Raw genomic sequence first — 11,744 nt, 5'->3', positions numbered from 1 at the left:
CGGGCCCACTCCCTTCGGAGGAACCACCGTTGAACTCGCCGGCCCTGCATCGCCGCGCCGTCGTCGCCGACGCCCACAACGACCTGCTGATTGCCGTCGCCGCCCGCCCACCCCAGCGCTGGGGGGCCTTCTTCCGGGAACGCTGGCTGCCGCAGCTGCGCGAAGGCGGCATCGACCTCCAGGTCCTGCCGGTCTTCATCGACGACCAGTACCGGCCCGAGGGCGCCCTGCGCCAGACCCTGCGCATGATCGAATGCGCCCACGTCCTGGCCGAGGAGAACGGCGACGAGGTGGCGCTGTGCCTCGACGGCAGCGACATCGACGCCGCCCTCGCCCAGGACAAGATCGCACTCGTGCTGGCCCTGGAGAGCGCCCCCGGTATCGACGCCTCCGTCCACTTGTTCTCGACGCTCCACCGGCTCGGCGTGCGGATCGCCTCCATCGCACACTGGGGCCGCACCCCGCTCGCCGACGGCAGCCGCGAGGACGCCACCGGCAGCCGGCTGACCGTTCCGGGCGTCGAGGCGCTGCGCGAGATGGAACGCCTGCGCATGCTCTTCGACATCTCTCACCTCGGCGCCAGCGGCGTCGCCCACGTCCTCGAACTCGCCACCCGCCCGCTGATCGCCACCCACTCCTGCGCCCGGGCGCTGCGCGACCATCACCGCAACCTCACCGACGATCAGATCCGCGGTGTGGCCGCCACCGGTGGCGTGGTCTGCGTGAACTTCGTCCCTGATTTCCTGACGGACCGTCAGGAAGAAGTGAGCCCGGACCGGATCGTCGACCATATCGAGCACGTCGCCGCCATCGCCGGCATCGACCACGTCGGCCTCGGGGCTGACTTCGTCCGCGAGGTCATGACCGACGTCACCCCGCCCTGCTGCGAGTCCCTCGACGACGAGGACCCGATGTTCGACTTCCCCGGACTGGAAGGCCCGGCCGGCATGCCCTTGGTCACCGAGGCACTCGTGGCGCGCGGCATGCCGGAGCAGGACATCCTCAAGGTTCTCGGCGGCAACCTGCGCCGTCTCATGAGCGACCACATGGGCTGAGGTCCCGACTGCCCGCACAGTGCCCGGCCGGCCTCCGCCTCCGGGCAGCGCCCGTTGCGGATCGAACCGCCGGCCGGCGGTTGGGGCGGGGGAACGAATCTGCTCCCCAGGTTGTGATCCGACCACGAACTCCGCGCCCCTGACGGTGCCTAACGTGATGGTCAACCCACCCTGGAGGACTGTCCCTTGCCGGTTGACCTCGGATCACCTGCCCCCTCGACAGAGCACCCGCCCGACCTCGACGCCATGCTGGCCGACCTGGAAGAGCTCGTCACCTGCGAGTCCTACTCCGCCGACCACGAGGCCGTCGCCCGCAGCGCCCGCACCGTCGCGGCCCAAGGCGCCCGCCTGCTCGGCGCCCAACCGCACACCCTGGTCACCGGCGGCATCACCCACGTCCAGTGGACGTTCGGCGCCCCGCGCATCCTGCTGCTCGGCCACCACGACACGGTCTGGCCGACCGGCTCGCTGGCCACCCACCCCTGGTCCGTCGACCAAGGCATCGCTCGCGGCCCCGGCGTCTTCGACATGAAGGCCGGACTGGTGCAGATGTTCCATGCGCTGACCCTGCTGCCCTCGCTGGAGGGCGTGTGCATCCTGGTCACCGGCGACGAGGAGACCGGGTCCGACACCTCGCGCACGCTCATCGAGGACCTCGCACAGCAGTGCGCCGCCACTTTCGTTCTAGAGCCATCCGGCCCCGGCGGCGCGCTCAAGACCAGTCGCAAGGGCGTGTCCATCTACGACCTGACCGTCCACGGCCGCGCCGCTCACTCCGGCCTCGAACCCGAGAAGGGCGTCAACGCGGCGATCGAACTGGCCCACCAAATCCTCGCGCTGGACGTCATCGCCGCGCACACCGGAGACGGCACGACGCTGACGCCGACCCTCATGTCGGCCGGCAGCGCCAACAACACCGTTCCCGCCCGCGCCGAACTGAACATCGACGTCCGCGTGCCCACCCTCGCCGCACAGGACACCGTCGACCGCCTCGTCCGCTCCCTGGCATCGCACCTGCCCGGCGCGAGCCTGGAGATCAGCGGTGGCCCCAACCGCCCACCTCTGGAAGCCGCCGCCTCCGCACAGTTGTTCACCCTCGCCGACGAACTCGCCACCCGGCTCGACTACGGACCGCTCCGTCGGCTCGCCGTCGGCGGTGCCTCCGACGGCAACTACACCGCCGGCGTCGGCTGCCCCACCCTGGACGGCCTCGGCGCGGTGGGAGACGGCGCCCACGCCGACCACGAGCACGTCCTCACCGCCCACCTGCCACGACGCGCCCAGCTTCTGGCCCACCTCATTGGAGCCATGCGATGACCCCACTCACCGTGCGGGAACTCCACGAGATCGACGACCTCGAAGCCATTGACCGGCTCTACGCCGGCATCTGGGGCACCGAGGACGGTGGCAGCCCCGTCTCGATCGAGGTCATGCGCGCCCTCGCGCACGCCGGCAACTACGTGGCCGCCGCCTACGAGGACACCCGCATGGTCGGCGCATCCATTGCCTTCTTCGCCGCCCCCGCCGGTACCACCCTCCACTCCCACATCACCGGCGCCGCAGCCGGCCGCGGCATCGGACTTGCCCTCAAGCTCCACCAGCGCCGCTGGGCCCAGGACCGCGGCCTGCAGCAGATCACCTGGACCTACGACCCGCTGATCCGCCGCAACGCCTACTTCAACCTCGTCAAGCTCGGCGCCCGCCCTGAGGAGTATCTGCCGTCCTTCTACGGCGCGATGGGCGACGCCATCAACGCCGGGGACGAATCGGACCGCGTGCTGGCCTGCTGGCACCTCGACGCACCCGCCGTCGAGGCCGCGGCCCGCGGCGAGCACACCCCGACCTCCCTTCCCGCCGGCACCGCCCACGCACTGCGCGACCATGACGGCCACCCGGAGGTCCTCACCACCGACGCCACCACCCTGCTGATCGACCTCCCCGACGACATCGAGACCCTGCGCCGCAAGGACCCGGGCGCAGCCCGCGCCTGGCGCCAAGCCGTCCGGCACACCCTCGGCACCCTGCTCGCCGACGGCGCCCGCGTGACCGGCTTCCACGACCGCCGCTCCTACATCGTCCAACGACCCACCACCACCTCCGCCCCTTCGCACACCGGGAGCCACCGCCGATGAAGATCTCCGGCATCGAACTGCGCCGCATCCACCTCCCGCTCCTCGCCCCCTTCCGCACCTCCTTCGGCATCGAGACCAGCCGCGATGTGCTCCTGGTGCGCGTCGTGACCTCTGAGGGCGAGGGCTGGGCCGAATGCGCCGCCATGTCCGAACCCCGCTACTGCTCCGAGTACGTGGACGCGGCCCAGGACGTCCTGCGCAAGTTCCTGATCCCCGCCCTGCCCAAGGACGGTGTCAACGCCCACACGGTCGGCCGCGTCCTGGAACCCTTCACCGGCCACCGCATGGCCAAGTCCGCGCTGGAGACCGCCGTCCTCGACGCCCACCTGCGCATGACCGGGGAGTCGTTCGGCTCCTACCTCGGCGCGGACCGTAACCGCGTCCCCTGCGGCGTCTCGGTCGGCATCATGGACTCCATCCCCCAACTCCTCGACGCTGTCGAGGGATTCATCGCCGAGGGCTACGCCCGCATCAAGCTCAAGATCGAGCCCGGCTGGGACCTGGAGCCGGTGCGCGCCGTCCGCGAACGCTTCGGTGACGAGCTGCTGCTCCAGGTCGACGCCAACGCCGCCTACACCCTCGTCAACGCCCAACACCTCGCCAAACTCGACGACTTCGGCCTGCTCCTGATCGAGCAGCCCCTCGCCAACGACGACCTGGTCCAGCACGCCCAGCTCGCCAAGCTGCTGCGCACCCCGATCTGCCTGGACGAGTCCATCGAGTCCGCCGCCGACGCGGCGGCCGCGATCTCCCTCGGAGCCTGCTCCGTCATCAACATCAAGCCGGCCCGCGTTGGCGGCTACCTCGAAGCCCGACGCATCCACGACATCGCCCACGCCCACGGCATCCCCGTCTGGTGCGGCGGCATGCTGGAGACTGGCATCGGCCGCGCCGCCAACGTCGCCCTCGCCGCCCTGCCCGGCTTCACCCTCCCCGGCGACACCTCCGGCTCCAGCCGCTACTTCGCCACCGACATCACCGAGCCGTTCGTGCTCACCGACGGCCACCTCACTGTCCCCACCGGCCCCGGCCTCGGCGTCGAGCCGCTGCCTGACTTCCTGGAGGAAGTGACCACCTCCACCGAGTGGATCACTGTCTGACGCGACGCCGGGCCGATCGTCGCCTGGAAACAGACTTGGCCGCACAGGCCCTGTAGCAGGATCGTACGCAGCTACCAAACTCCAGGCCGAACTTCAGTCTCCGGCACGGGAGAAGCACCCTGCTCAACCGCGACAGTAGAGGGGCAGGCACACCCCTAAGCCGCACATCCGGTGGCACTCACACACGCACCCGTGAACTCCATAGCCAGCCCTTCGCAGCGTGATCGCCCACAAGGCACGCGGGGCTCAGCGATCCATCCGGCCAAGACGCAAGCGAGGCCGGCTCCCGGCCACCCACGCTGGGAGCTGGCCTCGTCCTCTTCACAGCAGTCCCGGCCGCGTGGAAGCTGGGCCGAGGGAGTTTCGGGTCGGGTGACGATGCCGGTACGAGCCGACTCGCGAACGCGATGTCGACATCCCCCAGCACGCCTCCAATCCGCGAGATAGGAGGCCGTAGGGAGAGGGGGCGATCAATGAAGCCAAGCGACGGGAGGTGCTCATTCTCTTGAGCGTGGACCGAGTTTGACGGAGTGCAGGCCGAAGCGCGGGAGAAGCCCAGGATCTGGCGGAACCGACCAGAAAAGCAGCCGCTGGACACCGAGAGCCTTCTGGGCGCCCGGCGGTTGCCGAGGATGGCGGACGCACAGACGTGTCAACCGACGATCTGCTGCCGCTGGACGAGGGTGGTGGTGAGTTCGACTGTGGCGAGGTACCACCAGAAGATCCAGTCGAGGAAGGCTGGGTCGTAGTCCTCCTGCTGGCTGGCGTCTCGGTGGCGGATCTCGAAGCGGTTGGCGATCTGGAACAGGACCCCGTCGTCGGGCTTGCCGAGCTCGGCACGGATCAGGTCGCGCCGCTCCTCGAGGATCCCGGCAAGGGCAATGATCGCGGAGCGCTTCTCCTCGACGGCCGCGCCGCGACCGCGGTAGAGGGCAATCGCGTGCGCGGTGCGCTGCTGGATGTCGGGGTCGGCGGCGGTCAGGGCGCGGTGGACGAGGTCGGCTCGTGCGTCGTCGGTGACGGCGACGAGCCGGCCCTGGTCCTCACCTTCGTCCGCGAGTCGGTAGTGGACCCCGGCACCGGCAAGAAGCCGGTTCACCCGCCACCGGTACAGCACCCGCGCAGGACCGGTGTGGAATTCCTGGTGGTGCCAGCCGCACTGGTTCCAGTTGTGGTAGCTGCGGTCGCGTGGGCGGGAGACGAGGTCGTGGAATACCTCGACCAGGCCGAAGAAGGTGTCCTCGTCCCAATCCACCGGCTTGAGCGGCCACAGCTGCCCGATACCCAGACGACGCTCCAGGACCTCGGCCGGATTGGGTAGTTCCTCGTCGACGTCGACGCACTCCTCGCCGAAGTGCTCGACGAGGTAGCCCTTGCCCTGGAGTTCGATGATCAGCCGGGCGAAGTCGAGCCTCACCGCATCTGGACGTGCGGGAGCGACGGGGCCGGTGACGGCCTTGCGCTGCGGCCAGTAGGGGCGGGGCTCGGTGAACTGCCGGATCTCCGTGGCCCGGTCGATCAGCTCACGGAACCACGTGCGCTGCGTCAACACTGCGGTCTTCCCCCAAGCGGTGGCGCTTGGTTGGCCCCATGGGTCGTCGCTCTTCGGCGCCTCGGCGGGCAGGTTGTCGAAGTCCGAGCAGGCACTCGATCCCTGGAAGGCCTCGGTGAGCAGCCACTGTGCCCTGGACGTCCAGTCCCGCCGCCCGGACGCCGCGATGTGGTTGCCCTCGGCGATGAAGAGGTCGGCGGGCCAGACCAGTTCGTAACTGCTGAGATCTATCACGAGGGTCCCTCCGCGCCAGAGTCCGCCGGTCAAGCGCTACGCGCCGACCGTACTGGGAGGATACCGGCGGGCCCGGACAGGGAAGTGTGAAGTCCCAGGCCCCGTTCGTCTGTCGGTGCCGGTGGGCGTGGTCGGTGCTCGGTTCAGCGAAGGTCGAATTGCGCGGCCAACGAGGGGCGCCGGGAGAGCAGGGTTTCCAGGTGGCTTTCGGGCCACAACTCTACGGCCGGAAGTACTCGTTCGTTCTCCTGTCGCTCGGCGATAGCCACCGCGTCCTGGGAGAAGCGCCCGGTGGAAGCGACGATCAGCACGTCGATCTTCGGCGGCTCCCACAGCTTGATCGTCTGGATGCAGGCGCTCAGGTCGGCGCTGCCGACCGAGCGCTCCTGCCAATGCTTGCACTGGATGATGACGCGATAGCGGCGCACGCCGGCCAGCGGGTCGCGCACCACGCGGTAGGCCTCGATGTCGCGTCCGCGGTCGGCAGCATTCGTCTTCATCAGCCAGTTGACGTTCTCGTAGCCCGCCGTACGGCGGACGAGTTCGAAGACCAGGCGCTCGAAACCCTCCGCGTCGAGCCGTGACCACGCCAGCCGGGTGCTCACCGCACCGACTGGACGGGCGTTGACCAGGTCAGCGAGGTCTTCGACAGCCACTGGCAGGGGCTCGTGCTGGTCGTAGAGGATCGACTGCACCTCGGCGCGCACCGATGGCCAGTCCATGGTCGCGATGTCGCTCAGGTCGGTTGAGTCCTGGAAGGAGAGGTGTCTGCGCAGTGCCGCCCAGCGGGCCTTGCCCGGAACCTGCCCACCCACCAGCCGGTCGAGCTGGGAGACCAAGGAGGACAGCTCTTCCCAGCGGTCCTCGCCTCGCCACTCACCCAGCCCGTTGACGGCGTCGATGTCGCGGACGACGTCGTCGATCATCGCGGTCACATCGGTCACATGGCTGCGCACCAGTGCACTGCGAGCTCTGTCGAACCGATACCGGTACTCGCCGATCTGATAACCCGGCTCCTCGACGCTGCGGTCGAACGCCGCGCGGCCGGCCGGTTCGCCGATCTCCCAGTAGTCCAGACGGGTCTGGGCGATCGCGTCGGCCGACTCCGGTACGGCGTCCACCCGGAACCCGTCGATCGCGGGCAGGTGCTCGGCCAGATGCGAGAAGGTGCGGACGAGGTTCCCCCGTTCGGGAGTGTCCAGTCCGAACTCGATGTCCGCCGGACTCAGCTCGCCCAGCTGATGCCAGACGGACTCGAGCTTCTCAAGGTTGGCGGCCACACGGTCGAACTGGTCGATCGCCGCCGCCAGATCAGCGTCCTCGGGTCCGAAGCGCATCCGAGACTCCCCACCTTCGTCCGGCTTCCCCATCCAGCGCGGACGCTACCCCACCCAGTCCGTGGCCGTCTCAGGATCGACAGGAGCACCAGAGCCGGGTGCTCGCCCGAGGCTGGCCAACTGGATCGCTGCCGCCGTCAGGCCGCGGCCGCAAGCAGACATGTCGACGCAGCGTGCCCGGCATCGGCCCGGTCGAGGGCGGCAGTCCGGGCGACGACGGCCTCGTCGGCGGAGTCCTTGAGGAGGTGCCCGTACAGGTCGACAGTGATGGCGAGGTTGGAGAGCCGCAGGGTCTTGGAGACGACGGCGAGCGGGATGCCGGCGGCGATCATGATGCTGACCGCGGTGTGGCGCAGATCGTGAGGGCCGATCTTCGATAGTTCGACCTCGGCGATGCGCTTGCGGAGACGCGAGGGTCGTCGGGTCGGCGTGACGGCCATGGGGCAACGCCGGGCCGTTGTCGTGCGCCAGCTCTGGCCAGCGGGTTCGACACCAGCAGTGTCCACGGAGGAAGGTAGGGGCTTGGCGGCGTCCGCCAGGTGGCGGCCGGCGCGAGGCCCGGCCCGGTGGCGAGGAGCGGCAGTGAGCGATCGAAGCGCTATCGAGTGGACGGAATCGACCTGGAATCCGACCACCGGCTGCGACCGCGTGTCCGCCGGCTGCGACAACTGCTACGCCCTGACCCTGGCCAAGCGGCTGAAGGCGATGGGCGCCGCCAAGTACCAGACGGACGGCGACTCGCGAACGTCAGGCCCCGGCTTCGGACTTGCGCTGCACCCGGACGCCCTCGGCATCCCGAGGCGCTGGCACAGCCCCCGGGTCGTGTTCGTGAACTCCATGAGCGACCTCTTCCACGCCCGGGTGCCGCTGCCGTTCGTCCGGGACGTGTTCCAGGTCATCGCCGACACCCCCCAGCACACCTACCAGGTGCTGACGAAGCGATCCGTGCGGCTGCGCCGGGTCGCCGACCGGCTGGAGTGGCCGGACAACCTCTGGATGGGGGTGTCGGTCGAGGACGAGAGTCAGCTCGGTCGCGTCGACGACTTGCGAGTCGTCCCGGCCGCGGTCCGGTTCCTCTCGCTGGAGCCGCTGCTCGGACCGCTGCCGGGCCTGGATCTCGACGGCATTGGATGGGTGATCGCCGGCGGTGAGTCCGGCCCCCACCACCGTCCGATGGACCCCACGTGGGTCACCGGAATCCGCGACGCCTGCCAGACGGCCGGCGTGCCGTTCTTCTTCAAACAGTGGGGCGGCCGCAACCCCAAGGCCCGCGGCCGCGACCTCAACGGCCGGACCTGGGACGAGATGCCCGCACGAGACCCGATCACCGCCTCCTGACCCAGTGCGCCGTGCACACCCCCTGGTCGCGCCGTGACGATTGTGTGATCCTGCCACCGGCAGCGACGGCTCACCGTACCGGGGAGACACATGGCGGCACCGAAGGACGTCATCTGGCCACGCGATCCGCACACCGCCGCCAAGCACGCCCTGCTGCGGCGCTACCTCCAAGCCTGGGCACCGATCATGCTCAGCCACAACGAAGTCGTCACCTACGCCGAAGGGTTCGCAGGCCCCGGCATCTACCGGGACGGCGAGCCAGGTTCCCCCGTCGTCGCCCACCAGGTCTTCTCCGGAGCGCTTCGGCGCAGCCCCCGGAGGGTGAAGATGGTGCTGGTCGAGGAGGACAGCCGGCGCAAGACCGAGCTGGAACGCCGCATCGCGGCGGCCGTCGACTCGTCCGGCGTCCGAGGCGACCGGCTCGACGTACACATCGCCCAGGGCCAGTGCCACCCCGACCTGCTGCAACAACTGGACCGGACCGGCAGCCTCCACCACCCCATGTTTGTCCTTCTCGACGGCTTCGGCGGCCCGGACGTCCCCTTCCCCCTGCTGCAACGGATCGCCACCCAGCGCCGCAGCGAGGTGATGGTCACCTTCCAACCCGCCTTCCTCGTACGGTTCTCCGAGAAGGCCGAGCGCCACCGCTCAGCCGGGGACGCCTTCTTCGGCGGCACCCAATGGCACGGCGTATTCCAACAGCCGTCATCCCGGAAAGCCGCCTACCTGCGCGACCGCTACCGCGAGTCCCTCGGACGCGCCGGCTTCCAGCACACCCTGGTCTTCGAGATGATCGACGAAGCCGGCCACCTCCTCTACCTGATCTTCGGCACCCGCCACGAACGAGGCGTGGAGAAGATGAAAGAGGCCATGTGGGTCGTCGACACCACCTCCGGCGTCCGCTACCGCGACCCCAAGGACCCCAACCAGCAGGCCCTCGACCTCGAACTCGAACCGGACACCGGACCGCTGCGCCGCATCCTGCTTGACCACCTGAGCACCGTGGCGACAGCCCGCAGCGTCGACCAGCTCAAGAAGTTCGCCCTCCTGGAGACCGTCTACCGCCCGACCCAGGTCATACCGCTCCTCAAACGGATGCGCGACCAAGAAGAGATCAACGTCTCCCCAGGCCGGATTACCGGCACCAGTACCGTAGCCGCCTTGCGCCAGGACGCGTTGTTCTGACGCTTCGAGGGAAGCGGCAAGCCTTGCCCCCAAGCGGGCGCCGACGCCGAGAAGCCCCCAGGGCGATCCCAGTGCATGGCGGCGCTTCGCAACACTGCCGCACGGGACGGCCCTCGTGCTGGGGCGACCGGGTCGCGCGTCGACGTAGCGGCCCGTGGAGTTGGCGCATCACACTGGCCGGTCGCTGCTGAGGGGGAGCGAGGCGGTGGTACTCGAACTCACGCCCACCAAGATCAATAGAGCAACGACCACGGAGACCACACAGAGACCAGAGGCTTGTACCCGGCCGATCAGCGGCCGGGTACAAGAACCTGACACCCGACCGCTCACGCCGCCTTGCCGAAGTGATGGCCGCCCGACGAAGTGGGCTGGCCGGTCATCTCGGCATCCGCCCGGTCGAGTGCGGAGGCGAGCGCTGTGACGGCTTCGTCGGCGGAGTCCTTGAGGAGGTGGCCGTAGAGGTTGATGGTGATGGCGAGGGTGGAGTGGCGCATCGTCTTGGAGACGACGGCGATGGGGATGCCTTCGGCGATCATGATGCTGGCGGCGGTGTGGCGCAGGTCGTGCAGCCCGATCCTGGGTAGATCGAGTTCGGCGGTGCGCTTGCGGAGCTGGTCGAGGACCCACTGGGGCCGCAGCGGCGTCCGGCCGGGGCGGGCGAAGACCAGGCCCTCCAGCCGGCCGTCGGGGTGGGCGTTCATCTGGATCGCGGCCTGGCGGTGGAGGGCGGTCATGACCCTGCGGGAGAGGCTGATCCAGGCGCGGCCGGCCTCGGTCTTGGGTTCGCGGAGGTGGATCTTGCCGTTGTCGATGGCGGCGAGGGTCCAACGGACGTAGAGCTTGCGGTCCATGAGGTGGATGTCCGACCAGTGCAGGGCGAGGACTTCGCCGCGGCGCATGCCGGTTCCGAGCATGACCTCGAACAGGTCATTCAGCTGGTCCGCGTAGAACTCGGCGCCGTGGCACAGGAAGGCGGCGGCCTCGTCGGGGGTCCAACACGTGCGCTCGGCGGCGCGAGGCCGGGCGGGGACGGAGTGCTTGGCGGGGTTGTAACGCAGCCCCCAGGCGCGCACCGCGGCGTTGAGGGCATTGCGCAGGGTGGAGACGATCCGGTAGACGGTGACCTTGCCGCGCTTGGCCTTGCGCTGGGCAGCGATCCAGCGCTCGATGTGCTTGGGCCGCAGGTCCGGGAGTCGGAAGTGGCCGAACGCGGGGATCAGGTCCCGCTCCACGCAGTCCTCGTACCCGGCGTAGGTGTTCGGCGCGAGCTCCTCCTTCTTCACGGTCAGCCACTGGCGCAGGAAGCTCGCCACCGTGGTGCGCCGGTCCTCGTACACCCCGCGCAGCTCACCGTTCAGCACCGCCTTCATCTCCCGGGCCGCCTCGGCCCGGGTGGCGAACCCGCCACGCCGACGGGTCTTCCGATTCCCGTCCTCCGGGGCAAGGTCGACGCAGTACGTCCACTTCCCGTGCTTCAGATCCCCCGCCAGCCGCGGACACCACGGCCCCAACTGCTTCCCCGAACCGTCCGAACAACCACACCGCCGGTACACCCGACCACGCTGCGCGCGCTGTCCCATGAGCTTCCCCTTCTCTCGGACTGGGTGGTGCTTCTGGGGCAAGAGTGGCTTCTGTGTCGGGTGTGGCGGCAGAGCGCATTGGGCGGTGCGCGGAGCACTCAGAACCAGACGGCGAAGACACGCTCAAGACGACACACCGCCCGGAAGGTCACCATCCGTGACCAGCGGGTAAGCGACCAGATCCGACCGGAGCCGCTGGCCCCGTGGACCGGCCTGCGGCTTCGCCGCAAG

General features: G+C 69.3%; 10 protein-coding genes. 6 read left to right on the top strand and 4 right to left on the bottom strand.

Translation table 11 applies throughout. The features are described 5' to 3' along the window. Positions 1 to 29 precede the first annotated feature (29 nt). The 4 genes from ACIRVF_RS37695 (at position 30) to menC (ending at position 4,287) form a co-directional block, all read left to right on the top strand. Positions 30 to 1,055, top strand: coding sequence for a dipeptidase (locus ACIRVF_RS37695; protein ID WP_402828629.1), 1,026 nt, complete (start codon positions 30 to 32; stop codon positions 1,053 to 1,055). Between the two features lie 246 nt (positions 1,056 to 1,301). Next, a complete protein-coding gene (locus ACIRVF_RS37690; RefSeq protein WP_402828715.1) occupies positions 1,302 to 2,372 on the top strand; it encodes a M20 family metallopeptidase in 1,071 nt (356 codons plus the stop codon). Next, positions 2,369 to 3,187, top strand: coding sequence for a GNAT family N-acetyltransferase (locus tag ACIRVF_RS37685; protein ID WP_402828626.1), 819 nt, complete (start codon positions 2,369 to 2,371; stop codon positions 3,185 to 3,187). Before ACIRVF_RS37690 ends, ACIRVF_RS37685 begins: the two co-directional genes overlap by 4 nt. Continuing rightward, entirely contained in the window at positions 3,184 to 4,287 is a 1,104-nt protein-coding gene (gene menC / locus ACIRVF_RS37680; RefSeq protein ID WP_402828623.1) for an o-succinylbenzoate synthase, read from the top strand. Before ACIRVF_RS37685 ends, menC begins: the two co-directional genes overlap by 4 nt. 652 nt (positions 4,288 to 4,939) lie before the next feature. Here the strand turns inward: menC and ACIRVF_RS37675 are convergent. From ACIRVF_RS37675 to ACIRVF_RS37665, 3 genes are all read right to left on the bottom strand, one after another. Then, on the bottom strand, positions 4,940 to 6,073 hold the full coding sequence (locus ACIRVF_RS37675; RefSeq protein ID WP_402828620.1) for a hypothetical protein: 1,134 nt from the start codon (positions 6,071 to 6,073) through the stop codon (positions 4,940 to 4,942). 143 nt (positions 6,074 to 6,216) lie between these two features. Continuing rightward, the gene (locus ACIRVF_RS37670) at positions 6,217 to 7,410 is read right to left on the bottom strand and encodes a restriction endonuclease (protein ID WP_402828618.1); all 1,194 of its coding nucleotides are present in this window, start codon (positions 7,408 to 7,410) and stop codon (positions 6,217 to 6,219) included. 137 nt (positions 7,411 to 7,547) lie between these two features. Further along, positions 7,548 to 7,850, bottom strand: coding sequence for a tyrosine-type recombinase/integrase (locus ACIRVF_RS37665; protein WP_402828615.1), 303 nt, complete (start codon positions 7,848 to 7,850; stop codon positions 7,548 to 7,550). 142 nt (positions 7,851 to 7,992) lie between these two features. On the opposite strand from ACIRVF_RS37665, the gene ACIRVF_RS37660 reads away from it, so the two are divergent. Both ACIRVF_RS37660 and ACIRVF_RS37655 read left to right on the top strand, forming a co-directional pair. Then, positions 7,993 to 8,748, top strand: a complete 756-nt coding sequence (locus ACIRVF_RS37660; protein WP_402828612.1) for a DUF5131 family protein — start codon at positions 7,993 to 7,995, stop codon at positions 8,746 to 8,748. 90 nt (positions 8,749 to 8,838) lie between these two features. Beyond that, on the top strand, positions 8,839 to 9,933 hold the full coding sequence (locus ACIRVF_RS37655; protein WP_402828609.1) for a three-Cys-motif partner protein TcmP: 1,095 nt from the start codon (positions 8,839 to 8,841) through the stop codon (positions 9,931 to 9,933). 326 nt (positions 9,934 to 10,259) lie between these two features. Here the strand turns inward: ACIRVF_RS37655 and ACIRVF_RS37650 are convergent, their stop codons facing one another. Beyond that, positions 10,260 to 11,513, bottom strand: coding sequence for a tyrosine-type recombinase/integrase (locus tag ACIRVF_RS37650; protein WP_402828606.1), 1,254 nt, complete (start codon positions 11,511 to 11,513; stop codon positions 10,260 to 10,262). Positions 11,514 to 11,744: the final 231 nt, after the last annotated feature.

This window comes from Kitasatospora sp. NPDC101157, assembly GCF_044768255.1.
Lineage (GTDB): Bacteria > Actinomycetota > Actinomycetes > Streptomycetales > Streptomycetaceae > Kitasatospora.
Note: the sequence above shows the minus strand (reverse complement) of the source record. Positions and strands in the feature narration are given on the sequence as shown.

Bases quoted from the DNA above. Each gene is read 5' to 3' on its own strand.
- ACIRVF_RS37690 (WP_402828715.1), top strand. From the start codon at position 1,302: ATGCTGGCCGACCTGGAAGAGCTCGTCACCTGCGAGTCCTACTCCGCC.
- ACIRVF_RS37685 (WP_402828626.1), top strand. From the start codon at position 2,369: ATGACCCCACTCACCGTGCGGGAACTCCACGAGATCGACGACCTCGAA.
- menC (WP_402828623.1), top strand. From the start codon at position 3,184: ATGAAGATCTCCGGCATCGAACTGCGCCGCATCCACCTCCCGCTCCTC.
- ACIRVF_RS37670 (WP_402828618.1), bottom strand. From the start codon at position 7,410: ATGCGCTTCGGACCCGAGGACGCTGATCTGGCGGCGGCGATCGACCAG.
- ACIRVF_RS37665 (WP_402828615.1), bottom strand. From the start codon at position 7,850: ATGGCCGTCACGCCGACCCGACGACCCTCGCGTCTCCGCAAGCGCATC.
- ACIRVF_RS37655 (WP_402828609.1), top strand. From the start codon at position 8,839: ATGGCGGCACCGAAGGACGTCATCTGGCCACGCGATCCGCACACCGCC.
- ACIRVF_RS37650 (WP_402828606.1), bottom strand. From the start codon at position 11,513: ATGGGACAGCGCGCGCAGCGTGGTCGGGTGTACCGGCGGTGTGGTTGT.